General features: G+C 65.1%; 20 protein-coding genes and 1 pseudogene. 13 read left to right on the top strand and 8 right to left on the bottom strand.

Annotation, left to right across the window (positions count from 1 at the left end):
- Positions 1-1,332, bottom strand: coding sequence for an IS4 family transposase (locus CW360_RS11655; protein ID WP_170307333.1), 1,332 nt, complete (start codon positions 1,330-1,332; stop codon positions 1-3).
- Positions 1,333-1,470: 138 nt separating this feature from the next.
- Complete coding sequence (locus CW360_RS11660; RefSeq protein WP_101193824.1) at positions 1,471-2,028, bottom strand: DUF6436 domain-containing protein; 558 nt, start codon at positions 2,026-2,028, stop codon at positions 1,471-1,473.
- A 112-nt stretch (positions 2,029-2,140) separates the two neighbouring features.
- On the opposite strand from CW360_RS11660, the gene bipL reads away from it, so the two are divergent.
- Positions 2,141-3,106, top strand: a complete 966-nt coding sequence (gene bipL, locus CW360_RS11665) for a phospholipase BipL (protein WP_093984634.1) — start codon at positions 2,141-2,143, stop codon at positions 3,104-3,106.
- On the opposite strand, the gene CW360_RS11670 is transcribed toward bipL, so the two are convergent.
- The gene (locus CW360_RS11670) at positions 3,063-3,815 is read right to left on the bottom strand and encodes a hypothetical protein (protein ID WP_101193825.1); all 753 of its coding nucleotides are present in this window, start codon (positions 3,813-3,815) and stop codon (positions 3,063-3,065) included. The genes bipL and CW360_RS11670 overlap by 44 nt on opposite strands.
- Positions 3,816-3,911: 96 nt before the next feature.
- Between CW360_RS11670 and CW360_RS11675 the strand changes: the two genes are divergently transcribed.
- The gene (locus CW360_RS11675; protein ID WP_101193826.1) at positions 3,912-4,400 is read left to right on the top strand and encodes a 2-thiouracil desulfurase family protein; all 489 of its coding nucleotides are present in this window, start codon (positions 3,912-3,914) and stop codon (positions 4,398-4,400) included.
- 6 nt (positions 4,401-4,406) lie between these two features.
- Here the strand turns inward: CW360_RS11675 and CW360_RS11680 are convergent, their stop codons facing one another.
- A complete protein-coding gene (locus tag CW360_RS11680) occupies positions 4,407-5,891 on the bottom strand; it encodes a HAMP domain-containing protein (protein WP_101193827.1) in 1,485 nt (494 codons plus the stop codon).
- A gap of 207 nt (positions 5,892-6,098) precedes the next feature.
- On the opposite strand from CW360_RS11680, the gene serB reads away from it, so the two are divergent.
- Positions 6,099-7,313, top strand: coding sequence for a phosphoserine phosphatase SerB (serB, locus tag CW360_RS11685; protein ID WP_093984638.1), 1,215 nt, complete (start codon positions 6,099-6,101; stop codon positions 7,311-7,313).
- Between the two features lie 6 nt (positions 7,314-7,319).
- On the opposite strand, the pseudogene msrA reads toward serB, so the two are convergent.
- Both msrA and CW360_RS11695 read right to left on the bottom strand, forming a co-directional pair.
- Positions 7,320-7,877, bottom strand: a pseudogene (gene msrA / locus CW360_RS11690) (peptide-methionine (S)-S-oxide reductase MsrA); the annotation flags it as partial.
- A gap of 42 nt (positions 7,878-7,919) precedes the next feature.
- A complete protein-coding gene (locus tag CW360_RS11695; protein ID WP_101193829.1) occupies positions 7,920-9,995 on the bottom strand; it encodes a putative bifunctional diguanylate cyclase/phosphodiesterase in 2,076 nt (691 codons plus the stop codon).
- A 75-nt stretch (positions 9,996-10,070) separates the two neighbouring features.
- On the opposite strand from CW360_RS11695, the gene CW360_RS11700 reads away from it, so the two are divergent.
- Entirely contained in the window at positions 10,071-10,592 is a 522-nt protein-coding gene (locus tag CW360_RS11700) for a hypothetical protein (RefSeq protein WP_245874713.1), read from the top strand.
- Between the two features lie 17 nt (positions 10,593-10,609).
- On the opposite strand, the gene aceF is transcribed toward CW360_RS11700, so the two are convergent.
- Positions 10,610-12,253, bottom strand: a complete 1,644-nt coding sequence (gene aceF / locus CW360_RS11705) for a dihydrolipoyllysine-residue acetyltransferase (RefSeq protein WP_101193830.1) — start codon at positions 12,251-12,253, stop codon at positions 10,610-10,612.
- 107 nt (positions 12,254-12,360) lie between these two features.
- Positions 12,361-15,006: a pyruvate dehydrogenase (acetyl-transferring), homodimeric type gene (gene aceE, locus CW360_RS11710; RefSeq protein WP_101193831.1), complete on the bottom strand. Its 2,646-nt coding sequence runs from the start codon at positions 15,004-15,006 to the stop codon at positions 12,361-12,363.
- Between the two features lie 233 nt (positions 15,007-15,239).
- On the opposite strand from aceE, the gene glnE reads away from it, so the two are divergent.
- The 9 genes from glnE to CW360_RS11755 all read left to right on the top strand — a co-directional run bounded on the left by glnE (position 15,240) and on the right by CW360_RS11755 (position 26,174).
- Positions 15,240-18,167, top strand: coding sequence for a bifunctional [glutamate--ammonia ligase]-adenylyl-L-tyrosine phosphorylase/[glutamate--ammonia-ligase] adenylyltransferase (gene glnE / locus CW360_RS11715; protein ID WP_101193832.1), 2,928 nt, complete (start codon positions 15,240-15,242; stop codon positions 18,165-18,167).
- Between the two features lie 60 nt (positions 18,168-18,227).
- Positions 18,228-19,151, top strand: coding sequence for a branched-chain amino acid transaminase (locus CW360_RS11720; RefSeq protein WP_101193833.1), 924 nt, complete (start codon positions 18,228-18,230; stop codon positions 19,149-19,151).
- A gap of 74 nt (positions 19,152-19,225) precedes the next feature.
- Positions 19,226-20,260, top strand: coding sequence for a lipopolysaccharide heptosyltransferase II (gene waaF, locus CW360_RS11725; protein ID WP_093984645.1), 1,035 nt, complete (start codon positions 19,226-19,228; stop codon positions 20,258-20,260).
- Between the two features lie 7 nt (positions 20,261-20,267).
- Positions 20,268-21,272 carry a lipopolysaccharide heptosyltransferase I gene (waaC, locus tag CW360_RS11730; RefSeq protein ID WP_101193834.1) on the top strand — a complete coding sequence of 335 codons (1,005 nt, stop codon included), beginning with the start codon at positions 20,268-20,270 and terminating at the stop codon, positions 21,270-21,272.
- Positions 21,272-22,396, top strand: coding sequence for a glycosyltransferase family 4 protein (locus tag CW360_RS11735; RefSeq protein WP_101193835.1), 1,125 nt, complete (start codon positions 21,272-21,274; stop codon positions 22,394-22,396). Before waaC ends, CW360_RS11735 begins: the two co-directional genes overlap by 1 nt.
- Positions 22,393-23,199, top strand: a complete 807-nt coding sequence (gene rfaP / locus CW360_RS11740) for a lipopolysaccharide core heptose(I) kinase RfaP (RefSeq protein WP_101193836.1) — start codon at positions 22,393-22,395, stop codon at positions 23,197-23,199. The genes CW360_RS11735 and rfaP overlap by 4 nt, the downstream gene beginning before the upstream one ends.
- Entirely contained in the window at positions 23,199-23,933 is a 735-nt protein-coding gene (locus CW360_RS11745) for a lipopolysaccharide kinase InaA family protein (protein ID WP_101193837.1), read from the top strand. The genes rfaP and CW360_RS11745 overlap by 1 nt, the downstream gene beginning before the upstream one ends.
- A 49-nt stretch (positions 23,934-23,982) precedes the next feature.
- Positions 23,983-24,729: a lipopolysaccharide kinase InaA family protein gene (locus tag CW360_RS11750; RefSeq protein WP_101193838.1), complete on the top strand. Its 747-nt coding sequence runs from the start codon at positions 23,983-23,985 to the stop codon at positions 24,727-24,729.
- The gene (locus CW360_RS11755; protein WP_101193839.1) at positions 24,729-26,174 is read left to right on the top strand and encodes a lipopolysaccharide kinase InaA family protein; all 1,446 of its coding nucleotides are present in this window, start codon (positions 24,729-24,731) and stop codon (positions 26,172-26,174) included. Before CW360_RS11750 ends, CW360_RS11755 begins: the two co-directional genes overlap by 1 nt.
- The last annotated feature ends 10 nt before the right edge of the window (positions 26,175-26,184 follow it).

Below are 26,184 nucleotides of genomic sequence, written 5' to 3' on the forward strand. Positions count from 1 at the left end.
TCACTTAAGCGGAGCAGCCTTTCGATCCACTGGATAACGGGTCTTTGAGATCTTCACCGTCCTTGGTCTTGATGGCCTTGGACGGTGATCCAGAAACAGCCCACCGATTCCTGCTCTCAGCTCCGACAATCGTGTTCCTGTTGCTGAAATCGGGTTGGCCGCCGCCATCACGATCAATTGCACGGCGATGTATTGAGCTACTGGTTTGAAGCGGATGTCGCCCGGAGAGCGGCCGAAGGCGACGGCTGCCTGACCGGCTTCGCGGCGGATGATGTTGTAGGCCAACAACAAGCCCCAGACCTCCTGGTAGACCAGCTCCGTTACCTTGCTGCGCAGGGTCATCGCATTCTGCTGCAGAGAGCTTTTGATATCCCGGAAGCCCAGCTCGATCTCCCAGCGCTCCTGATACAGCTTGGCGATGGTCTTGGCGCTGTAAGTATCCGCAGGCAGCGAGGTGAGCACTGTCTTGATCTTGTCCTTCACGGCGTAGCTGACTTCACGTACCTCCCAGTGCGTCGGCAGGTCGGGGTTGCGCTTTCGTGCCTGTGCCGACACCTTCATGCGCAGCAAACGATCGCCCTTGCCGTAACGAGCGACTTCCTCGCCAACCAGCCCTTGGCGGGCCGGAATCAGCCAGTGCCGGCTTTCCCCTGCGGCGCCCAGGCGCAACAGCAAGTCGGCACTCCAGAAGCCCTTATCGAACAGCGTCACCGACTGATTGGGAATCTGCTGCATAAACTCATCGGCCAAGCGCATCTCACTGCGCCGGTAGGGACTCACCTGCGCATCCAGAATCAGGTGCGAGCGCACGTTCATCAGGGCTACCAGTCGCAGCATGGGAAACGGCGTCTGGCGCTCGGTGGAGGTATTGCCGGAGCCGAAATGCTCTCGGAGTTCAGGCGTGTCTGGGGTGCGCAGGAGTGCGCCATCCACGGCCAATACTTGCAGGCCCTGCCAGGTATCGCCCTCATAGCGCTCGCAACCCCACTGGTTACCCGTCTGACGAAACAGCCACTCAACCGGATCGGCACCCAATCGTTTACGCGCCTCGGTGACACCGCTTCGGGCCAGCAGGTCGTGAGAGGCCAGCCCCTGGGCACAGATATTCAGGCGTCGTGCGACCTCATGCACCGGCTCGTCACGGAACAAGGCCATGCCAAGCACCAGCCAGAGCACCTGATCGCTGGGCAGACGCCGCCGCCTTATGGTGGCCTGGGCGGACAAGTCCAGAGCGGATGCCACCCACTCGATCGGGATGTTTTGGGTGAAGGTGCTCAGATCCGAGAAGTTGAACAGTTCACCTAAGTCGAGCAGTTGCTGTTGCAGAGACATAAAAAATCCGATGCCAGGGACCTGACATCGGATTTTCGGGGAAGCCCCGTCAGGGCTCAAATGCTTAAGTGAACAGCATTACGCCGCTGGCGGGTTTTTTTATGCGTGGTCGTCCCGTGTGCTGGCACGCCTCTGACGTTACCAGCTACAGAAGCAACCAACCGCCAGGTTGTTGCCGACCTTGACCTGGCGGCCGGCGACCAGTGCCTCGAGAACCGGGTCGATGAAGCTGTTGCTGCTGTTGCAGCTGGCGCCTTCGCTGTAGGGGCCGAAGTAGGCCAGGCGGCCCTGGCGATCCCACAGGGCGACGGCTGGGCTGGCCGGCAGGCTGGCACTGCCCGGCAGCTCCAGAGGTTGCAGGGTTGCCAGCATGGCCGGTAGCTGGCCGCGCGTACCGGGTTTCTGCACATGGTGGAAACGCACGCCCTGTACGGCGAAACGCTTGACCAGATCAGCCAGGTGCTGCTGGTTGCCACGGGTGCAGGGGCAGGCTGGGTCCCAGAAATGCACCAGATGGATTTCCCCGTTGCCGGCCAGGGCGCCGGGCAGCTGCAGGGCGCTGCTGTCGAATAGGGCCGCCTGCTCGTCGAAGGCGCGCAGGTAGCGTGCCTGGTACCACCACAAGGCGGCCAGCAGCGCGGCTACCCAGAGCAGTACGGCAAGGATCAGCAGGAGATTTTTGCGCGCAGGCTTCATGGCAACCACACTGGCAAGAGGGCTGCATAGCTTGCCATGTTGCGCTGTGCAGCAGAACCTGTAGTGTCGCACCGGGCGCTGTTCCGGCTATTTGACCCGCGAGGCTGTCGTCATGTCGTTGTCGTTTGATCCCGATGTATTGCGCGACCTGCTGCCCCCGCTGGAGCAGGCTGTGGAATTGCCGGCGATGCAGGCCTACCGGCAGTTCTATGGCCTGGAGTTTGCGGGTGTACAGCAGGTACGCCTGGGGCATGTCGAGGCCGCCGGCTATCGCCTGGCCGTGCAGTGCTGGCAGCCAGCCGCGGCGACGGCCAGCCTGTTGCTGCTGCATGGTTACTACGACCACATGGGCTTGTACCGGCACATCATCGATTGGGCCTTGCGTCAGGGCTTTGCGGTGCTGGCCTGTGATTTGCCCGGGCATGGCCTGTCCACGGGCGAGCGGGCCAGCATCAGTGACTTTGCCGAGTACCAGGCAGCCCTGCAGGCGCTGTTTGCCCAGGCCGAACGGATGGCCTTGCCCAAGCCCTGGCATGTGCTGGGACAGAGTACCGGCGGCGCGATCCTTCTGGATTACCTGCTCACTGGCGAGCCGCGTCCGGAGCTGGGGCAGAGTATCCTGTTGGCGCCGTTGGTGCGTCCGCGCGCCTGGAACTGGTCACGGCTCAGTTATCGCTTGCTGGCGCCGTTCGTCGATGCGGTGCCGCGCCGTTATACGGTCAACTCCAGTGACAGTGCGTTCATCGACTTCGTGCATAACCAGGACCCGCTGCAGCCACAGGTTTTGCCGGTGGCTTGGGTGGCGGCGCTGGAGCGCTGGATCGCGCGGATCGAGCAGCTGGCCCGGCCGGCGCCAGGTGGACTGCGCCCGCCGCTGATCGTGCAGGGTGGGCTGGATCGCACGGTTGATTGGCGGCATAACCTGGCGGTGCTGCAACGCCAGTTCCAGGGGGCGGAAGTCTTGCTGCTGGAACAAGCCTCGCACCACCTGGCCAATGAGCAGGCGGCACTGCGTGAGCAGTATCTGGGGTTTCTCAGTCGACGGCTGCAGGCGCCGGGCTGGCCGGCGCTGGGTTGAGGGCGGCGCGCAGGGCACCGAGTGCCGCCTGGTAGTAGGCCTGGCCCTCTGCGGATTCGGCGAAGGTGACAAACTCGGCCAATTCCTGGTCGTTGAGGTCGCGATAGATGAACAGCAGGCTGTTGCCCAGGTCGCTGTCGATTTGCGCAATCAGCTTTTGCCGCGGGCCGTCCAGCAGGTTATCGCTGATCTGGTAGTCGGCCAGCCCAGGGATCATCTGGCCCAGGCTGTCGGCGGCGATGCCGGCGATGGCCAGGCTGACTTCGGCGGCGGCGGCACTGGCCGGCAGTGCCTGGCCGAGGCGCTGGGCGAGTGCCTGGCGTGGCGCGCTGGCCTGATTGCGCGGGATCACCCCGAGGGCGACTTCCTCGCTGGCACTGGCCTGCAGTTCGGCACGCACTACCTTGCGGCCCAGTGGCGAGTCAAAGAACGCCTGTGCGGCCTGCGGATCACGCAGCTGCTCACGCAGGTGTTGCGCAACGCGCGACTGCAGGGCATCGGCGGCAAAGCGGCGGTTGCTGGACTCGACCATCACGCGGTACAAAGCATCCGGCAGGTTGCCCTGGTAGCGTTGCTGGGCGGCCTGTAGTGCCTTGCTGAAATTGACCTGGTGTTGCGCCCAGCCGGCGCTGCGGTACAGCTCGGCATGTGGATCGGCGATGGCGAGCAGGGGCGTGAGGCAGAGCAATGCAGCAAGCAGCAGGCGCATGAAAACTCCCAAGAGCGACGGCCAGATGATAATGCGCGCTATTCTGCGCAGCGTCAGACGGCTTGTCGAGGCGCCAGGACGACGCAGGAGTCGGTGATGCAGAAGATATTGGTGAGCGCCTGCCTACTCGGTGAGGCGGTGCGCTACGACGGTGCCGCTCATGGCCCTTTTGCCCAGTTGCAGGCCTGGCAGGCCGAAGGGCGCGTACTGGCGCTGTGCCCGGAAATGGCCGGCGGCCTGCCGACGCCGCGGCCGCCGGCAGAAATTCTCGGTGGCCAGGGTGCTGCGGTGCTGGCCGGGCAGCAGGTGGTGCGCGACTGTCATGGCCAGGACGTCAGCGCGGCCTTTAAGGCAGGCGCCGCGCGGGCATTGGCGCTGGTGTGCGAGCAGGGTATCGGTATGGCCGTGCTCAAGGCGCGCAGCCCGTCCTGCGGCAACCGGCAGACCTATTCCGGCGAGTTCTCGGGCCGTCTGGTCGAGGGTGCCGGGGTCACCGCCGCAGCCCTGCAGGCGGCGGGGGTGGTGGTGTTCAACGAGTATGAACTGGAGCAGGCGGCCGCCTGGTTGGCCCTGCAGGCCGACTGAAGCGAATCAGCGGCCTTCCTGCATGCGCACCAGCTGGCGTTCGAGGAGTGCCGGGTAGGGGTCGAGCAGGCGCTCCACGCAGCTGCAACCGGCCGGACTGGCGATGCTGCGGATGCGTGCATGGCTACGCAGGGCTTCCTGGCTGGCTATGCTCTGGTCGAGCAGTAGCAGGTTGCGGCTGTGCTGGCTAAGTGCCAGGGCGGCCTGGCTGCTGGCGGCCAGCAGCAGCTGTCCCTGGCCGAGCGCGCTGAGGTCTTCGCCCAGGCTCAGGCCCAGTTGCAATTGCAGGGTGAAGCCGCTGTCGGCCACTTCGATCTGCAGTGCATGACCCAGTGCCCGCAGCAGCTCGCCGCAGCACAGCGCATGGCTGAGGAATTGCTGTTCATCCTGGCTGCTGTGGAACAGCAACAGGCTGCTGCCATCGTTGAGGGTATGCAGTTCCCCCTGGTACAGCGTGGCAGCCTGTTGCAGGCAGTCACGGTAGCGCTCCAGCAACTGCACCAGGCGCGGGCGTGGCAGGTGGCGTAGTTGTTCCTGCGCGCCCAGCTGTACGGCGAGTACGGCGGTCTGGCCGGGCGTGACAGAGGGCAGGGGTGCGGGCTCATCCGGCTGACGCAGCTCGGCGAACGGATCATGTTCGTCAGGCGTTGCGGGGAAGTCGTCAGTATCGCCTAGCGCAGTCCGTTCGGCGGAGAGCGGCTCTTCGTCGAATGCAGGCTCATCCGTCCAGTCGTCGAGAATCGGTGCGTCGTCTGCCAACGGCACGCTTTCGCTGGCCATGGGGGGCGCCGCTGGCTTGGGTGGTAGCAGGCGCGCCTGGAGCTGGCGGGCCAGATCGCCGATCTCATCCTGACGGCCGCTGCCGGGCGCCGGGTCATCCGGATCGCGCAGCCACAGGCGCAGTTGCAGCAACGGGGTGGACAGGTGACGACCAAGACGCAGGCTTAGCGACAGGGTCAGGGCCAGCAGGATCAGGCTGAGGATGCCCATGCTTTGCAGGCTGATGGTCATCGGCTGCTGGAACTGGCGCATATCCAGGCTGATGTGCAGGTGGCCGGCGATCACCTCCTGAAAGGTGATAGGCGTGGTGAACAGCCCGCTCTGCTGGTCGAGCATGCCATGGCCGGGACGTGAGCCGGCCTCGGCGAGCAGGCGATTATCCACGCTGTAGATGGCGGCGTGTGCCACCAGTGGATTTCTCACCAGGTTGTTGAGCAGGACGTTGAGACTGAGGATATCGTTGGCGACCAGCAGTTCGGTGGCCGAGGCGGCGGTCTGCACGATCAGGCTCTGTCCCAGGGCGTCGGACTGCTGCTGCATGGCATGCTTGAACTGCATGCCGATGACCCAGGCATAGATCACCAGGGCCAGGGCGACCAGCAGCAGGCTGTGGCTGGCAATACGCAGGGTCAGCGGTACGCGGCGCTGGCGCAGGGCGTTGAACAGCAGCAGGAACAGGTTGTCGGGCTTGACGGATGACGGCCGGGGCACAGGGCGTAGCTCGGGCAGGGAAAAGAGCCGGCAGTATACCCAGCGCCCTCTATGCGGCAAAGCGCGCCGGGCGCGGCGCACCAGGCAGCCTGCAGACTGCGCGCTGGCGCACGTTTTGCGCGTAGCGTCCGGGTGGCCGGGCAGCGGAGGCATGCGTGGCACTTTGCAGGTAGAATGCCGGCCTCTTTCTGACAGCGGAGGTGTGCCTTGCGCGAGATCGTCCTGATCAATATCACCGGGGAAGACCGTCCCGGGCTGACCGCAGCGATTACCGGGGTGCTGGCCCAGGGCGGGGTGAATATCCTCGACATCGGCCAGGCGGTGATCCACGACACCCTGTCGTTCGGCATCCTGGTGGAAATTCCGGCTACCGAGCAGGCCTCGTCGGTACTCAAGGACCTGCTGTTCACCGCCTATGAACTGGACCAGCAGGTACGTTTTACGCCGGTGGCGGAGAGCGATTACCAGCAGTGGGTGGATGGTCAGGGCAAGCCGCGGCATATCGTGACCCTGCTGACCCGCAAGGTCACGGCCGAACAGCTGCAGCGGGTGAGTGCGATCACCGCGCGCTATGGTCTGAACATCGACCATATCGATCGCCTGTCCGGGCGCATGCCGCTGGATACCCCGGATGAGCGCAGCAAGGGCTGCATCGAGTTTTCCGTGCGTGGCGAGCCGGCCGATACGGCGGCGCTGCGTGCCGAGTTTCTCCGCGTGGCCCAGGAGCTGAATGTCGATATCGCCTTCCAGCGTGATTCGCTGTTCCGCCGCAACCGTCGCCTGGCAGTCTTCGACATGGACTCGACACTGATCGAGGCCGAGGTGATCGACGAACTGGCCAAGGCCGCCGGAGTCGGTGAGCAGGTGGCAGAGATCACCGAGCGCGCCATGCGCGGCGAGCTGGACTTCCGAGCCAGCTTCAAGGAGCGTCTGGCCCTGCTCAAGGGGCTGCCGGAAGAGGTGCTGGAGCAGATTGCCGAGCGCCTGCCGCTGACCGAGGGTGCCGAGACACTGTTCGCCGAGCTCAAGCGCCTGGGCTACAAGACCGCCATCCTGTCGGGCGGCTTTACCTATTTCGCCAAGCGCCTGCAGGCGCTGCTGGGTATCGACTACGTGTATGCCAACGAGCTGGAGATCGTCGACGGCCGGCTCACCGGCGTCGCCATCGAGCCCATCGTCGATGCCCAGCGCAAGGCCGACCTGCTGCGCGAACTGGCCCAGCGCGAGGGGCTGCAGCTGGAACAGACCATTGCCGTGGGCGACGGGGCCAATGACCTGCCGATGTTGGGCCTGGCCGGCCTGGGCGTGGCGTTCCGCGCCAAGCCGCTGGTCAAGCAGTCGGCGAAGCAGGCGATTTCCACCCTCGGGCTGGATGGCATTCTCTATCTGCTCGGCTATCGCGACCGCGAAGGCCTGGAGTAATGCCTGTCAGGGGTAGGCGACCCCGCTACCACGCAACCCGCAGTAACCCTGCGGGTGACGGTCGAGGTACTGCTGATGGTAGTCCTCGGCGTAGTAGAACGGCCCGGCCAGGGCAATCTCGCTGGTGATCGCCGGATAACCGGCGCGGCTCAGCGCCTGCTGGTAGGTGTCGCGGCTGGCCAGTGCCTGGGCGAGCTGCGCGGCGTCGCGACAGTAGATCGCTGAACGGTACTGGCTGCCGATGTCATTGCCCTGGCGCATGCCCTGGGTCGGATCGTGTGCCTCCCAGAACACCCTGAGCAGGCTGGCGTAGTCGGTCTGTTGTGGGTCGAAGACCACCAGTACCGCTTCGCTGTGGCCGGTCAGGCCGCTACACACCGCTTCATAGCTGGGCTGGACGGTATCGCCCCCGCAATAGCCGACGGCCGTGCTGTACACCCCGGGTTGTAGCCAGAAGCGCCGCTCAGCCCCCCAGAAGCAGCCCATGGCAAAGATTGCCCAGTGCAGGCCGGGGGCGAAGGGCGGCAGCAGGGGCTGGCCGGTGACCCGGTGGCGCTCGGGCAGGCTGTGCGGGGGGCTGATCAGACGTTGCATGGCGGGTACACCTCAGACAGGGCGCTGATAACGGGATAGCCGTTGTAGGAGTTCGTCGGCGGGCAGCGGGCGATCGAACAGGTAACCCTGGCCGATGTCGCACTGCTGGCGGCGCAGGAAGGCCAGCTGCTGGCGATCCTCGATGCCTTCGGCCACTACCTGCAAGCGTAGCTTGTGGGCCATGGCAATCACCGCGGCAATGATTTCCATATCGTCTTCACAGTGCGGTACATCACGTACGAAGCTGCGGTCGATCTTGATCACGTCGATGGGAAACTTCTTCAGGTAGCCCAGCGACGAATAGCCGGTGCCGAAGTCGTCCATGGCCAGCTGTACGCCCAGCTGCTTGAGTTGGTGCAGCTGCTGGCGAGTGGCCTCGCTGGCTTCCAGTAGTAGCGACTCGGTCAGTTCCAGCTCCAGCTGGCTGCCGGGCAGGCCTTCTTCAGCGAGGATGTCGCTCAGTGAACGGCACAGCTCGGGATCGGCAAATTGTCGTGAAGACAGGTTGATGGCCATGTGCAGCCTGTCCAGACCGGCATCCGCTAGCTGGCGGGCCATGCGGCAGGCGGTGCGCATCACCCATTTGCCGATGGGGATGATCAGCCCGCTTTCCTCGGCCACGGCGATGAAGCTGTCCGGGCTGATCATGCCGCGTTGCGGATGCTGCCAGCGCAGCAGGGCTTCCAGGCCGAGCAGGCGGCCGCTGTGCAGGCACAGCTTGGGCTGGTAGTGCAGGCGCAACTCATCGCGCTCCAGCGCCAGGCGCAGGTTGTTGTCGAGGAACAGCTTGTCCTGGGCTTCGGCATTCAGCGTTTCACTGAATACCTGCAGTTGCTGTTTGCCGTTGGCCTTGGCCTTGTGCAGGGCCAGACCGGCATGTTTGAGCAGGGTCGGCGTATTGCTGCCGTGCAGGGGGGCCTGGGCCAAGCCGATGGAGCCGCTGATGCTGATCAGCTGGTTGTCGACGAACAGCGGCTTGCCGAGGGTTTCCAGCAGTTGCCGGGCCTGCTGCTGGCCACTGTGCAGGCTGCAGTCTTCCAGCAGCAGGGCGAACTCGTTGCTGGCAAAGCGGGCCAGCGGGGTCTGGTTGGGCAGGCTGTTGCGCAGGCGCCGGGCCAGGCTGGCGAGCAGTTTGTCGCCGCTCTGGTGGCCCAGGCTGTCGTTGATGCGTTTGAAGTTGTCGATGTCCACCAGCAACAGGCAGCCATTGCCTGGCGCCTGGCGCTGGAAGTGCTGGTCGAGACGGTTGATGAAGAACGCACGGTTGCCCAGCCCTGTCAGGGTGTCGGTGTAGGCAAGCTTTTCCACGCGCTGCTGCTGGAGCTTCTCGTCGGTGATGTCCTGATAGATGCCGAGGTAATGGCTGAGCTGGCCCTGCGCGTCAAATACCTTGGAGATATTCAGGCGTCCCCAATAGGGTTCATGGTTCTTGCGCCGGCTCTTGAATTCACCCTGCCAGCTGTTGTGGCTGGCCAGCCCGCTATGGCTGTCGAAGAGTCGCTCGGCGAGGTTTTCCATGGCGGCCAGCTCGGTGATCGAACGGCCCAGCACCTCGTCGGTGCTGTACTGGGTGATCTGGCTGAAGCTGGCATTGACGTAGTCCAGGCGCCCCTCGGGGCTGACCAGCAGGATCGCGCAGGCGCTTTGCTGCAAGCCGGCGAGCAGGGCGGCGTGTTGCGGGTTGGGCAGGGTAAGGTCGTCCTGACAGATCAGGTAGCCCTGCAGGCGCTGCCGTCCGGGGCCGGGCAGCGGCTGGCCAAGCTCGCAGAGTTGTAGCGGACCCAGTGGGCTATGCAGGCGATACTGCACCCGATAGTGCCCGTGCTGCTGCAGTTGTTGCTGGATCTGCTGGTGCAGTTGCAGGCGCTGCGCCGGCTGCATGAGACTGGCGTAGGGGGCTTCCAGCAAGTCGCACAGCTGGCTGGCGGGCAGGCCCAGGCGGGCCTGGCAGGCCGGGTCGAGGTAGAGCAGCTTCCAGCTCGCCTCGTTGAGCCGTTCGAAACGCAGCAGGCCCAGGCGTGCGGGGTCTGGCAACTGCGTCACAACATCGGCCAGCTTGCGACCGGCGGCTTCTGGATGACTTGTCATCGATGGGCGGGCTTCCAGTATGCTGGGCAGGAACTACCAATGGCCTGCTCAGCTGAGCGACGACAAGGGTGCACCATGCACAAGTCACTGACAAGACAGATAAAAACATTGCTCGCCGGGATCTGCCTGAGCGCCTTGGGCAGCACCGCGCTGCAGGCTGGCGAAGGTTTGGAGTCCGCCGAGGCCGCCCAGTACCTGAGCGAGCTGAAGCGTCTTTACCTGAGTAGCGATGATCGCCAGGCCCTGCTGGCGCATGGCAACAGCCTGCTGCACAGCTATGCGCTATTGGCCGGCTACCAGCCCGGGCGTGCCGATGCCGTGGACCTGCGTTACCAGCTGAGCAGCCCGCAAGCCGGCGAGCTGCGTGTGCGCGAGGAGCGTCGGACCCGCGATGGCAGTCTGCAGGTCAGCAACAAGGTCTTGCCGGTGTTTGGCGTCGACCCGTTCATTCGCTACGAATGCCCGCAACAGGGCCAGCAGTGTGTGATCCTCGACCCGCGCGACGGCAGCCCGCTGCTCAGCATCGTGCGTGACCACCAGGGTGCGGCGGAGCTGGCCAAGGCGCTGAGCTACCTGCTGCGCAACCTGCAAAAGTAGCCGCAGCGCCTGTGCCCTCAGAGCAGCAGGGTGCGGATGTCGCCGAGCAGGTCAGCAAGGCGCCGGGTGAAGCGCGCGGCGGCAGCGCCGTTGATCACCCGGTGGTCATAGGACAGTGACAGCGGCAGCATCAGGCGTGGCTGGAAGGCCGCACCGTCCCACACCGGCTGCATGCTGGCCTTGCTCACCCCGAGGATGGCCACTTCGGGCGCATTGACGATTGGCGTGAAGCCGCTGCCACCGATATGACCGAGGCTGGAGATGGTGAAGCAGGCACCCTGCATGGCATCCGCCGAGAGCTTCTTGCTGCGCGCTTTCTCGGCTAGCTCGGCGGCCTCGCCGGCCAGCTGCAGCAGGCTCTTCTGGTCAACATCGCGGATCACCGGCACCAGCAGGCCGTCCGGGGTATCCACGGCAAAGCCGATGTGCACGTAGCCCTTGCGGATCAGTGCCTTGCCCGAGGGCGCCAGCGAGCTGTTGAAGTCCGGCAGCTCGCGCAGCAAATGCGCGCAGGCCTTGAGCAGAATGGGCAGGATGGTCAGCTTGACGCCGGCTTTCTCGGCAGTGGCCTTCTGTGCCACGCGGAAGGCCTCCACCTCGCTGATGTCGGCGCTGTCGAACTGGGTGACATGCGGCACATTGAGCCAGCTGCGGTGCAGGTTGGCGGCGCCGACCTGCATCAGGCGGGACATCGCTACCTCTTCGACCGGGCCGAACTTGCTGAAGTCGATTGGCGGAATCGGCGGAATGCCGGTCGCGCTACTCGCTGCAGCGGCTGGCGCTTCCTTGGCCTTGTGCAGCATGGCCTTGACGTAGTTTTGCAGGTCCTCCTTGAGGATGCGCCCCCTGGGACCGCTGCCGCTGACCGCGGCCAGTTCGACACCCAGTTCGCGGGCCAGCAGGCGTACTGCCGGGCCGGCGTGCACCTTGCTGCCGGCGCGTGGCGGCGGGGTGGCGGGCGAGCTGGCGGCGGCGGCCGACAGGGCGGCAATCGCGCCGACTTCGGCGGCTACCGTCGGCTCGGCGTTGGCCGGCAGGCTGTGAATGGGCGCGGCACTGCCGGCAGTTTCGGCCTGGGCAGCGGGCGCTCGGCGGCGCAGGCGCAGGATCAGATCGCCGCTGGCCACCTCGCTGTCCAGACGGGTGAGGATTTCCTCGACCACGCCGGCGGCCGGCGAGGGAATTTCCATGCTGGCCTTGTCCGATTCCAGGGTCAGCAGCGATTGCTCGGCGTCGATCTGTTCGCCGACCTTGACCAGCAGTTCGATGACCCGTGCCTTGCCGGCGGCGCCGATGTCCGGCACATGGATGTCCTGCAGTATCTCGTTACCCTCGCTCGGCGCGACTGGCTGGGCGGCTGGCGTCAGGTCGTCATGGGCCGCGGGTGCTGCGGTCTGCGTGGTGCTGGCTGCCGTGGCAGGTTGGGTGTCGGCGGCCTGCAGCTCGAGCAGCGGGTCGCCCTCCTTGAGGCGGTCGCCGAGCTTGACCAGCAGGCGACTGACCACCCCGGCGCGCGGGGCGGGAATCTCCATGCTGGCCTTGTCCGATTCCAGGGTCAGTAGCGACTGGTCGGCTTCGATCGCATCGCCAACCTTGACCAGCAGTTCGATCACTTCGCCTTCGCCGTTGCCGATGTCCGGTACGCGAATCAACTCACTCATCTTGTACTCCTTCAGCACCCGCCTGGGCGGGTGCGTTGCAGAGAGGGCTCTGCGCTGTTCGGTGGAGCGGCCGGTATTGTGCCGGCTGCAATCAATGCGCTGCTGGCTCAGCAGTCCAGCGGATTGGGCTTGTCCGGGTCGAGGCCGAAGCGGGCAATGGCTTCGGCCACCACCTTGGCGTCGATCTCGCCGCGGTCAGCCAGTGCTTCCAGCGCCGCCAGGGCCACCCAGTAGCGGTCCACCTCGAAGAAATGCCGCAGCTTGCGACGGCTGTCGCTGCGCCCGAAACCATCGGTGCCGAGCACCTTGTATTCCTTGCTCGGCACCCACTGGCGCACTTGCTCGGCGAACAGCTTCATGTAGTCGGTGCTGGCCACCACCGGCCCCTTGCGGCCGTTCAGACATTGCTCCAGGTAACTCAGCTGCGGGCTTTGCAGCGGGTGCAGGCGGTTGTGGCGCTCCACGGCCAGGCCGTCGCGGCGCAGTTCGTTGAAGCTGGTAACGCTCCATACGTCGGCGGCCACGTTGAATTGCTCGCGAAGAATCTGCGCGGCCTCGCGTACTTCGCGGAGGATCGCACCGCAACCGAGCAGCTGTACGTGGTGGGCGGCGGCGCGCTTGTCCTCTTCGAGCAGGTACATGCCGCGGATGATGCCGTCCTCGACGCCCTCTGGCATGGCCGGCTGGGCATAGGCTTCGTTCATCACGGTGACGTAGTAGAAGATGCTGTCCTGCTCCTCGAGCATGCGCCGCGCGCCCTCGCGGATGATCACCGCCAGCTCGTAGCCGTAGGTCGGGTCATAGCTGCGGCAGTTAGGGATGGTGCTGGCGAGGATGTGGCTATGCCCGTCCTCGTGCTGCAAGCCCTCGCCGTTGAGCGTGGTGCGCCCGCTGGTGCCGCCGATCAGGAAGCCCCGTGCGCGGCTGTCGCCGGCCGCCCAGGCGAGGTCGCCGATGCGCTGGAAGCCGAACATCGAATAGAACACATAGAACGGCAACATCGGCTGGTTGTGCGTGGAGTAGGCGGTGCCGGCGGCAATCCAGCTGGACATGGCGCCCGCTTCGTTGATGCCTTCTTCGAGGATCTGCCCTTTCTTGTCTTCGCGGTAGAACATCACCTGGTCCTTGTCGACCGGCTCGTACAGCTGGCCGACCGAGGAGTAGATGCCCAGTTGGCGGAACAGCCCTTCCATGCCGAAGGTACGCGCTTCGTCCGGGACGATGGGCACAATGCGCGGACCGAGCTGCTTGTCCTTGAGCAACTGCGAGAGGATGCGCACGAAGGCCATGGTGGTGGAGATTTCCCGCTCGCCGGTGCCGTCGAGGATGGCCTTGAGGGTGTCCAGTGGCGGTATCGGTACACGGAAGCTTTGCTGGCGGCGCTGCGGCACCACGCCGCCCAGCCGGGCGCGCCGTTCCTGCAGATAGCGCGCCTCGGCGCTGCCTTCGGCCGGGCGGTAGAACGGCAGCTTCTCCAGGTCGGCATCGCTGACCGGGATGTCGAAGCGGTCGCGGAATTTCTTCAGGCTGGCGATATCCACCTTCTTGACGTTATGCGCGGTGTTCTGCGCTTCGCCGGCGCCGATGCCGTAGCCCTTGATGGTCTTGGCCAGCACCACGGTCGGTTGACCCTTGTGGTTAACCGCCGCGTGGTAGGCGGCGTAGACCTTGTACGGATCGTGGCCGCCGCGGTTGAGGTTCCAGACTTCCTGGTCGGAGAGGTCCTTGACCATCTCCTTGAGTTCGGGGCTGTTGAAGAAGTGCTCGCGGACGAAGGCGCCGTCCTTGGCCTTGTAGTTCTGGTAGTCGCCATCGACCACCTCATCCATGCGGCGCTGCAGGATGCCGTCGTGGTCCTTGGCAAACAGCGGGTCCCAGAACCGTCCCCAGATGACTTTCTTGACGTTCCATTCGGCACCGCGGAACACCCCTTCCAGCTCCTGGATGATCTTGCCGTTGCCGCGTACCGGGCCGTCCAGACGCTGCAGGTTGCAGTTGATGACGAAGATCAGGTTGTCCAGTTTCTCGCGCCCGGCCAGGGCAATCGCGCCCAGCGATTCCGGTTCGTCGCACTCGCCGTCGCCCATGAAACACCAGACCTTCTGTTTGCCGGCCGGGATGAAGCCACGATGCTCCAGATATTTCATGAAACGCGCCTGGTAGATGGCCTGCAGGGGGCCGAGCCCCATGGATACCGTGGGGAACTGCCAGAAATCGGGCATCAGCCAGGGATGCGGGTAGGAGGACAGGCCCTGGCCGTCGGTTTCGCGGCGGAAGTTGTTGAGCTGCTCCTCGCTGATCCGCCCTTCCATGAAGGCGCGCGCGTAGACTCCGGGCGAGGCATGGCCCTGGAAGAAGATCAGGTCGCCGCCGTGTTCTTCGCAGGGCGCCTGGAAGAAGTAGTTGAAGCCCACGTCATACAGCGTAGCGCTGGAGGCGAAGGTGCCGATGTGCCCGCCCAGGTCAGGGTCCTGCTGGTTGGTGCGCATCACCATGGCCAGGGCATTCCAGCGCACCAGCGAGCGAATCCGCCGTTCCATGAACAGGTCGCCTGGCATGCGTGCCTCCTGCGCCACCGGGATGCTGTTGCGGTAGGGCGTGGTGATCGCATAGGGCAGCTGGGTGCCGCTGCGCGTGGCCAGTTCGCCCATGCGGGTCAGCAGGTAGTGCGCGCGGCTTTCGCCTTCCTTGTCGACGACCGACTCAAGGGCGTCCAGCCATTCCTGGGTTTCGACGGGATCGAGGTCTTGCATGGCTTGCTCCAGGGCTTAAAGGCACACAGAATCGGGCCTTAGTGACGTCGCCTGGCCTTGTGGGCGGGCAACTGGAATTCATCGGGATAGCGGTGCTACCAGAGGCTTGTAGTTTTACTACATTGCGACGCCTTAATCAGCCCCCGCGGCACATCTTTTAGTAGTAAAACTACATTTTTCTGTCTGCCCGCTTGACAGGCCCGACAGAACCGCCTGAGCCAAAAGGATAGACCATGAGCTTGCCGTCACTGCTGGACCTGTCTCCCGCCCTGCATGGGCTGGCCGAACGCGCCGAGCCGAGCGTGTTGCAGGCGCTGGGGGGCGCGCAGGCGCTGGCCGACTGGCCGGCGCAGCGTCGTGAACAGTTGCCCCGGCTGCTGGCCTGCAGCGATTTCGTACACCAGCAGATCCTCCGCGCTCCGGCAGACTTTCTGGCACTGGCTGCCAGTGGCGAGCTGGAACGCCCGCTGGGGCCTGGGGAGTTGCGTGAGGCGTTGCAGCAGGCCCTGCAGGACTGTGCCGACGAGGACACCCTGGCCCGTCAGTTGCGGCGCTTTCGCAACCGTCAGCAGCTGCGCATCATCTGGCGTGACATCAGCCGCCAGGCCAGTCTGCAGCAGACCTGCCTGGAGCTGTCGGCACTGGCCGACGCCTGCGTCGACCAGGCGTATGCCTGGCTGTACCGCCAGCATTGTGCGCAGTTCGGCACGCCCATCGGGCGGCGCTCCGGCGAGCCGCAGCATCTGGTGATCCTCGGGATGGGCAAGCTGGGTGCCTTCGAGCTCAACCTGTCTTCGGATATCGACCTGATCTTCGGCTATCCCGAAGGCGGGGAAACCCAGGGCGCACGGCGTGCGCAGGACAACCAGGAATTCTTTACCCGCCTGGGGCAGAAGCTCATCAAGGCGCTGGATGCGATTACCGTGGATGGCTTCGTGTTTCGCGTCGACATGCGCTTGCGCCCCTATGGCGACAGCGGTGCCCTGGTGCTCAGCTTCAATGCCCTGGAGCAGTACTACCAGGACCAGGGGCGTGATTGGGAACGCTACGCGATGATCAAGGCACGGGTCATCGGCGGCGACCAGCAGGCCGGTCGCCAGTTGCTGGAGATGCTGCGGCCGTTCGTCTACCGCCGTTACCTGGACTTTTCTGCCATCGAGGCGCTACGCGCCATGAAGCAGCTGATCCAGCAGGAAGTGCGCCGCAAGGGTATGAGCGAGAACATCAAGTTGGGGGCGGGAGGCATTCGGGAGGTCGAGTTTATTGCCCAGGCTTTTCAGCTTATCCATGGTGGCCGTGACCTCAGCCTGCAGCAGCGCTCGCTGCTCAAGGTACTGGATACCCTGGACGGGCAAGGTTACCTGCCTGGCGAGGTGGTCAACGAACTGCGCGAGGGCTATCACTTCCTGCGCTACACCGAGCATGCCCTGCAGGGTATCGCCGACCGGCAGACGCAGATGCTTCCCGAGGATCCCCAGGAACAGGCGCGGGTGGCGCAGATCATGGGCTTTGCCGACTGGGCGGCCTTTCATGCTGAGCTGATGCGCTGGCGGGCACGGGTCGATCACCATTTTCGCCGGGTCATTGCCGACCCCGACGAGGACGTCGATGCCGAGCAGGAAACGCCCGGCGGCGAGTGGTTGCCGCTGTGGAGCGAAGCGCTGGACAGCGCTGCCGCCGAGGAGCAACTGGCCGAGGCGGGCTTGCAGAATCCGGCACAGGCCTACAAACGCCTGCTCGATCTGCGTCATGGCGGCCAGGTGCGTGCCATGCAGCGCCTGGGGCGCGAGCGTCTGGATGCCTTTATGCCGCGCCTGTTGGCGCAAGCAGTGAGCCAGCCTGATCCTGACCTGGTACTGGAGCGGGTCATGCCGCTGGTGGAAAAGGTGGCACGGCGCTCGGCCTATCTGGTGTTGCTCAGCGAAAACCCGGGTGCCCTGCAGCGCCTGCTCAGCCTGTGTGCCGCCAGTCCGTGGATCGCCGAGCAGATCGCGCGTTTCCCACTGCTGCTCGACGAGCTGCTCAACGAGGGACGGCTATTCAGCCCGCCGCAAGGCGAAGAGCTGGTGGCCGAGCTGCGCGAACGGCTGATGCGCATTCCCGAAGATGATCTGGAACAGCAGATGGAGGCCTTGCGCCACTTCAAGCTGGCCCACCGCCTGCGTGTGGCAGCTTCGGAGATCGCCGGCAGTCTGCCGCTGATGAAAGTCTCCGACTACCTCACCTGGCTGGCCGAGGCGATTCTCCAGCAGGTGCTGCAGCTGGCCTGGCGACAGCTGACCAGCAAGCATGGCGTGCCGCGGCGCAGCGACGGCAGCCTGTGCGATGGCGACTTCATCATCGTCGGCTATGGCAAGGTCGGCGGCATCGAGCTGGGGCATGGCTCCGACCTCGATCTGGTGTTTATCCATGATGCCGACCCGCAGGCGGAAACCGACGGCGCCAAGCCGCTGGATGGTGCGCAGTTCTTTGCCCGCATGGGCCAGCGCATCATTCACATGCTCAATACCCAGACCACCTCCGGGCCGCTCTATGAGGTGGATATGCGTCTGCGTCCCTCCGGCGAGTCGGGCCTGCTGGTCAGCTCGCTGAGCGCCTTCGCCCGCTACCAGCAGCAGGAAGCCTGGACCTGGGAGCACCAGGCCCTGGTGCGTGCCCGTGTGCTGGTGGGCTGTCCGCGGGTCGCCGCCGGTTTTGCGGCGATACGCGCCGAGGTATTGGGTCGGGCGCGTGACCTTGATCAGCTGCGCCGCGAAGTCAGCGAAATGCGCGGCAAGATGCGCGACAACCTGGGGACGCGTGCGACCCAGGCCGGCCTCGGCGAGCTGGCCGAAGACCCGGCGCAGCGCTTCAACCTCAAGCAGGACGCCGGCGGTATCGTCGATATCGAATTTATGGTGCAATACGCGGCCCTGGCCTGGTCCCACGAACACCCGCAGCTGCTGCGCTACACCGACAACATCCGCATTCTGGATGGCTTGCGCGAGGCGGCGTTGCTCAGCGCCGAGGACGTTACGGCGCTGCAGGAAATCTACAAGGCCTACCGCGCCACCGCGCATCGCCTGGCCCTGCAGAAACAGGCCGGCGAGGTGAGTGCCGACCAGCTGCTTGCCGAGCGCCGCAAGGTGCGGCACATCTGGCAGGCGCTGGGGCTGAACTGACGGGGCTGCCGGGCAGGCTGCCCGGACCGAGAATCCATGAGTAACCTAGGAGTAGGCAAGATGTCGATGTCCGACCGTGATGGCGTGATCTGGTACGACGGCGAACTGGTGCCGTGGCGCGACGCCACCACCCATGTGCTGACCCACACCCTGCACTACGGCATGGGCGTGTTCGAGGGCGTGCGCGCCTACAACACCCCGGACGGCACGGCGATCTTCCGCCTGCAGGCGCACACCGACCGCCTGTTCGACTCGGCGCACATCTTCAACATGCAGATCCCCTTCTCCAAGGAAGAGATCAACGAGGCGCAGCGCGCCGCGGTGCGTGAGAACGGCCTGGAAAGCGCCTACCTGCGCCCCATGGTGTTCTTCGGCAGCGAAGGCATGGGCCTGCGCGCCTCCGGCCTCAAGGTGCACGTGATCGTCGCCGCCTGGCACTGGGGCGCCTACATGGGCGAGGAAGCCCTGCAGAGCGGTATCAAGGTGCGCACCAGTTCCTACACTCGCCACCACGTCAACATCGCCATGACCCGCGCCAAGGCCAACGGCAACTACATCAACTCCATGCTGGCCCTGCAGGAAGCCATTTCCGGCGGCGCCGACGAGGCCATGCTGCTTGACCCGGAAGGTTATGTGGCCGAGGGTTCGGGCGAGAACATCTTCCTGGTCAAGGACGGCGTGGTGTACACCCCGGAAGTGACCTCCTGCCTGAACGGCATCACGCGCAGCACCATTCTGACCCTGGCTGCCGAGCATGGCATCAAGGTGGTGGAGAAGCGCATCACCCGTGACGAGGTGTATATCGCCGACGAGGCCTTCTTCACCGGCACGGCCGCCGAAGTGACGCCGATCCGTGAAGTGGATGGCCGGAAAATCGGTGCCGGACGTCGCGGCCCGGTCACCGAGAAGCTGCAGAAGGCCTACTTCGACCTGGTCACTGGCAAGACCAGCGGCCACGCCGAATGGCGCACGTTCGTTCGCTGAAGGCTAGAGGCTGAAGGCTGGACGAGGAGCTTTCGTTCAGCCTTCAGCCTCCGGCGCTTTTAATCGGTTTTTTTATGAATATTCTGATCATCGGCCCTAGCTGGGTAGGCGACATGGTGATGGCGCAGACGCTGTTCACCTGCCTCAAACAGCGTCATCCCGACTGCCAGATCGATGTGTTGGCCCCCGACTGGAGCCGGCCGATCCTCGAACGCATGCCCGAGGTGCGCAATGCGCTGAGCTTCCCGCTCGGTCATGGCGTGCTGGAGCTGGCCACCCGGCGCAAGATCGGCAAGTCCCTGGCCGGCCAGTACGAGCAGGCGATCCTCCTGCCCAACTCGCTGAAGTCCGCGTTGGTGCCGTTCTTTGCCGGTATCCCCAAGCGCACCGGCTGGAAGGGCGAGATGCGCTACGGCCTGCTCAACGATGTCCGCAACCTGGACAAGCAACGCCTGCCGCTGATGATCGAGCGCTTTATGGCGCTGGCCTATGAACCCGATGCAGCGCTGCCCAAGCCCTATCCGCAGCCGCGCCTGGTTATCGACAATGCCAGTCGCGAGGCCGCCCTGGCCAAGTTCGGCCTGAGCCTGGATCGTCCGGTGCTGGCGCTGTGCCCCGGCGCCGAGTTCGGTGAAGCCAAACGCTGGCCGGCCGAGCATTACGCCAAGGTCGCCGAGCTGAAAATCCGCGCCGGCTGGCAGGTCTGGCTGTTCGGCTCGAAGAACGATCATCCGGGCTGCGAGGAGATTCGTGCTCGGCTGATTCCCGGCCTGCGCGAGGAGTCGGTGAATCTGGCCGGCGAGACCTCGCTGGCCGAGGCCATCGACCTGCTGTCCTGCGCCGGCGCCGTGGTGTCCAACGACTCCGGGCTGATGCACGTGGCCGCCGCACTCAACCGTCCGCTGGTGGCGGTGTACGGCTCCACCTCGCCGCAGTTTACCCCGCCGCTGGCTGATCAGGTGGAGATCGTCCGCCTGGGCCTGGAGTGCAGCCCGTGCTTCGAGCGCACCTGCCGCTTCGGGCATTACGACTGCTTGCGCGAACTCAAGCCGCGCCCGGTGATCGAGGCGCTGCAGCGCCTGGTTGCCGATCCGCTTGAGGTGGAATAGCCCGCCGATGCGTGTGCTGCTGATCAAGACCTCGTCGCTGGGCGATGTCATCCATACCCTGCCGGCGCTCACCGATGCGGCGGCGGCGATTCCCGGCATCCAGTTCGACTGGGTGGTGGAGGAGGGTTTTGCGGAGATCCCTGCCTGGCACCCGGCCGTGGCCGAGGTGATCCCGGTGGCCATCCGTCGCTGGCGCAAGAATCTGCTTGCTACCTGGAAAAGCGGCGAGTGGGCGGGCTTCAAGCGCCGCCTGCGCGAGGGCCGCTATGACCTGGTGATCGATGCCCAGGGCCTGCTGAAAAGCGCCTGGCTGACCCGCTACTGCACGGCGCCGGTGGCCGGCCTGGATCGTGCCTCGGCACGCGAGCCGCTGGCCAGCCGCTTCTACGATCGCCGCTATGCCGTGGCCTGGGGCCAGCACGCCGTTGAGCGCACCCGCCAGCTGCTGGCGCAGGCGCTGGGCTACCAGGTGCCGGCGTCGGTGGGGGATTACGGACTGGATCGCGCGGCCATGGCCGGCGCACCGGCCGGCGAGCCTTATGTGCTGTTTCTGCACGGCACCACCTGGGCCAGCAAACACTGGCCGGAAGCCGACTGGCGCGCCCTGGCCGAGCACCTGGATGCGCGCGGCGTGGCCGTGCGCCTGCCCTGGGGCAGCGAGGCCGAGAAGGCCCGTGCCGAGCGTCTGGTCGAAGGCCTTGCCCATGCGCAGGTGCTACCCAAGCTGAACCTGCGCGGCGTAGCAGCGGTGATCGCCGGTGCGCGCGCCTGTGTGGCGGTGGACACCGGCCTCGGCCACCTGGCCGCCGCGCTGGATGTGCCGAGCATTTCCCTCTACGGGCCGACCCTGCCGGTCAAGGTCGGCGCCTATGGTCGCGGACAGATTCACCTGTGCGCCACGGGGCCGCTGGCCGGTGGTGGCGACCGCGACAAACCCTGTTTCGACGGCCTGGATGCGGCGCGCGTGGCGCCCGAGCTGGACCGTCTGCTGGCCAGTCTGGAGACTCGCTGATGCAACTGGCCTTCGTGCTCTACAAATACTTCCCCTTTGGCGGTCTGCAACGCGACTTCATGCGCATCGCCCTGGAGTGTCAGGCGCGTGGTCATGCCATCCGCGTCTACACGCCGATCTGGGAGGGCGAGGTGCCCGCCGGCTTCGACGTGCGGGTGGCGCCGATCAAGGCGTTCTTCAATCATCACCGCAACGAGAAGTTCAGCGCCTGGCTGGCGGCTGACCTGGCCCGTGATCCGGTGGATCGCGTGGTCGGTTTCAACAAGATGCCGGGCCTGGACGTCTACTACGCTGCCGATGGCTGCTACGAGGACAAGGCGCAGACCCTGCGCGCGCCTATCTACAAGCGCTGGGGACGCTACAAGCATTTCGCCGACTACGAGCGGGCGGTGTTCGCGCCGCAGTCGAAGACCGAGATCCTGATGATCTCCGAGGTGCAGCAGCCGCTGTTCATCAAGCACTACCACACCCCGCGCCAGCGCTTTCACCTGCTGCCGCCGGGGATTGCCCAGGATCGCCGCGCGCCGGCCAATGCCGGCGAGATCCGCGCCGAGTTCCGCCGCGAGTTCCAGTTGGCGGACGACGACCTACTGCTGGTACAGATCGGTTCCGGTTTCAAGACCAAGGGCCTGGACCGCAGCCTCAAGGCCCTTGCCGCGTTGCCGCATGAGCTTAAAAAGCGTACCCGGCTGATCGCCATCGGCCAGGACGATCCGCGTGCGTTCCAGTTGCAGGCCAAGACGCTCGGCGTGTCCGATCAGGTGCAGATCCTCAAGGGGCGCAGCGACATTCCGCGTTTCCTGCTCGGCGCCGACCTGCTGATTCACCCGGCCTACAACGAGAACACCGGCACCGTGCTGCTCGAGGCGCTGGTCTCCGGCCTGCCGGTGCTGGTTACCGACGTGTGCGGTTATGCCCACTACATTGCCGAGGCGGATGCCGGACGTGTTCTGCCCAGCCCCTTCGACCAGCAGCAACTCAACCAGTGGCTGGCCGACATGCTTGCCGACGATGAGCGCCGCGCCTTCTGGGGCCGCAATGGCCTGGCCTTTGCCGATTGCGCCGACCTTTACTCGATGCCGCAGAAGGCTGCCGATGTGATTCTTGCGGAGAAACGCCCGTGAAGCTGATGCTTGCCGAGCCGTTCAAAAGCCTGTGGGCCGGCCAGGACGCCTTCACCGCCGTCGAGGCACTGCAGGGTCAGGTCTACCGCGAACTGGAAGGCCGCCGCACGCTACGCACCGAGGTGCAAGGGCGCGGCTACTTCGTGAAGATTCACCGCGGCATCGGCTGGGGCGAGATCATCAAGAACCTGCTCACCGCCAAGCTGCCGGTGCTCGGCGCCGCCCAGGAGTGGCAGGCTATCGCCCGCCTGCACGAGGCCGGCGTGCCGAGCATGACCGCCGTGGCCTATGGCGAGCGCGGTGCCAATCCGGCCCAACAGCATTCCTTCATCATCACCGAGGAGCTGGCACCGACCACCGATCTGGAACAGCTCAGTCTGAACTGGCGCCAGCAGCCGCCCGAGCCACGTCTCAAGCGTGCGCTGATCGGCGAGGTGGCGAAGATGGTCGGCAACATGCACCGCGCCGGGGTCAACCACCGCGACTGCTACATCTGCCATTTCCTGTTGCACACCGACCGGCCGGTGACGGCGGATGACTTCCGCCTCTCGGTGATCGATCTGCACCGCGCGCAGACCCGCGCCGCCACCCCGCGCCGCTGGCGCGACAAGGACTTGGCCGCGCTGTATTTCTCCGCGCTGGACATCGGCCTGACCCGCCGCGACAAGCTGCGCTTTTTGCAGGGGTACTTTCAGCGCCCGCTGCGCGACATCCTGCGCGACGAAGCGCGGCTGCTGGCCTGGCTGGAGCGCAAGGCCGCCAAACTGTATGAGCGCAAGCAGCGTTACGGGGATGCGCTCTGATGGCCGGCTGGACCCTCAATCCGGCCTACGCCGCGCGTGCTGCAGAGTTTGCCAGCCTGGAGGCGGTGTTTGCCCTGTCGGGCGAGCGGCTCACCTCGGACCCGCTCTCCGAGGTCATTCGCATCGAGCGGGACGGTGTGCGCTATTACGTCAAGCGCTACTGGGGCGCGGGCAAGGGCTTGCGGCGCTTCATCGGCCGGCCACGGGTCAAGGCCGAGTGGCAGAACCTCAAGTATTTCGCCAAGTGGGGAATTCCCACCGCGGAAATCGTTGCCTACGGCCTGGAGCGTCGCGCCGGCGCCTTCCTGCGCGGCGCGCTGATCACGCGTGAGCTGGAGAACACCTGCGACCTGGCGATGATGGCCGGGCATGGCGATGCGCGCCTGCGCGATGCCGCCTGGGTGGACCATGTCAGTCGTCAACTGGCGCGAGCCACCCGCACCCTGCATGACCACCATTTCACCCATAACGACCTGAAGTGGCGCAATCTGCTGGTCAACGAACGCGCCGAGCTGTTCTTCATCGACTGCCCGACTGGTAGCTTCTGGTGGGGACCCTTGTTGCGCTACCGCATGGCCAAGGACCTTGCCTGTCTGGACAAAGTGGCCAAGCAGGTACTGTCACGCACGCAGCGACTGCGCTTTTATCTGCAGTATCGTGGCCGCCAGCGCCTGAATCAGGTCGACAAACGGCGGATTCGCCAGGTGCTGCGCTTTTTCGAGGGGCGTGAATGAAAACTCCATGCGGGTCCGCCGTCACCCCTCCGCCGGGGAGCCTGTGGCTATGAGCGACTTTATTGCCGCGGCAGACCGCGCCCTGCTTGAACAGCACGGCCTGAACAGTTTCGAGGCGCTCTGGGCGTTGCAGCTGGAGGCGGTGGACGAGCCGAATACCGAGCGTGGCGGCTGGAGCAGCGTGTATCGCCTGGAGCTGGGCGAGCGTGCCTACTACCTCAAGCGGCAGAGCAACCACCTGACCCGCAGTCTGCGCCATCCTTGTGGCGAACCGACCTTTGCCCGCGAGTTTCGCAATATCCGCCGCTATGCCGAGTTGGGGATTCCCGCACTGCAGGCGGCTTTTTTTGCCGCGCGCCGTGTGCCGGGCGAACAGCGTGCCGTACTCCTGACCCGTGCCCTGGATGGCTGGCAGGAGCTGGGTGACTACCTGGCCTGCTGGAACCAGTTGGCCGTAGCGCAGCAGCAGGCCATCCTGCGTGCCTGTGGCGAACTGGCGCGTCGCCTGCATGGTGCCGGTCAGCTACATGGCTGCTTCTATCCCAAGCACATCTTCCTGCAGGCGCAGGGCGAGCACTTCGCCGCCTGCCTGATCGACCTGGAAAAGACCCGTCCGCTGTTGCTGGGTCGTCGCGATCGCATCAAGGATCTCGAACCGCTGCTGCGTCGTGCGTCGCGCCAGTGGGGAGGCGACGAATGGCGTGTACTGCTGCAGGCCTATCTGGATGATCCGCTCAGCATGCCGCAGTGGCTGACCTATTTGCGTGCCCGACTGGCCGACAAGGAGGGACGTTGATGCAGTTGTCGCAATTGGTAACGGCAGGACGCGCCCCTGCGCTACCGCTTCATCTAGAGGTGGCTGATGAAGCGTTGCAGATGCAGCAGCTGTTGCGCGTATTGCCGGGGCAGCGCTATGTCGGCGTAGCCGACTGGCAGGGGCGCCGGGTGCTGGCCAAGCTGCTGGTCGGCGGTAAGGCCGAGCGGCATTTTCAGCGGGAGCTGGCCGGAGCCCGGATGCTGGCCGAACAGGGCCTGAACACGCCGGCCCTGCTCGCGCAGGGTTTCCGCGAAGGGCAGGGCGGCTGGTTGCTGTTCGACTACCTGGAAGAGGCTGAAAGCCTGTGGACGCGCTGGCAGGCCGTGGCGCACCAGCCACTGCTCAGTGCGGCGCAGCAGGCGGTGCTTGGCGAGGCCCTGGGCTGCATTGCCCGAATGCACGGCAAAGGCTTGTGGCAGGCCGATCTGCACCTGGACAACCTGTTGCGCCAGGCCGATCGCCTGTGGGTGATCGATGGCGGTGGCGTGCAGGTTGAAAACGCCGGCCAGCCGCTGTCGCAAGCGCGGGTGCTGGAGAATCTCGGGGTGTTCTTTGCCCAGTTGCCGGCTGAACTGGATGAGTTCCTCGAGGAGTTGCTGGTGCATTACCTGCTGGTCAATGGCGAACACGCCTTGCCGTTGGAATTGCTGCAGGGCGAGATTGCCAAGGTGCGGCGCTGGCGGCTGCGCGATTATCTGAAGAAGGTCGGCCGTGATTGCAGCCTGTTCAGTGCGCGCGTCGGCGCGTTTGGCCTGCGTGTGGTGCGCCGCGAGACGCAGGCAGCGTTGCAGCCGCTGCTCAATGACCTTGATCAGGCCATCGAAGCCGGGCATATCTACAAAACCGGCGGTGCGGCCACCGTGGCGCGGGTTGAGCTGGACGGCCAGCCGCTGGTGGTCAAACGCTACAACATCAAGAACGCCTGGCATGCCTGCAAACGTTTCTGGCGTGCCAGTCGCGCCTGGCACAGCTGGCGCGAAGGGCATCGCCTGCAACTGCTGGGCCTGCATACGCCAAAACCGCTGGCTGTACTGGAGCGCCGCTGGTGTTGGTTGCGCGGGCGTGCCTACCTGATTACCGACTATTGCGGCGGGCAGGATATAATCGCGCGTTTCGCGGCCTATCGGCAGGCGGTACCCCCGGAAAACGAGCTGCTGGCACTGGATCGACTGTTCGCAGCCCTGCTGCGCGAGCGCATCAGCCACGGTGACTTGAAGGGGCACAACCTGTTCTGGGATGACGCGCAGGCTGCCTGGTCGCTGATTGATCTTGATGCCATGCGTCAGCACCGCAGTGCGCGCAGTTTTGCCAGGGCTTACGCCCGGGATCGCGCCCGTTTTCTGCGTAACTGGCCAGCGGATTGTGCGCTGCACCAGTTGCTCGACCAACGTTTACCGCAGGTGCCCGGCACCTGCCCGAATTAGAGGCTTATCC

Origin of the sequence: Pseudomonas fluvialis, assembly GCF_002835605.1 — a bacterium.
Classification (GTDB): Bacteria; Pseudomonadota; Gammaproteobacteria; order Pseudomonadales; family Pseudomonadaceae; genus Aquipseudomonas; species Aquipseudomonas fluvialis.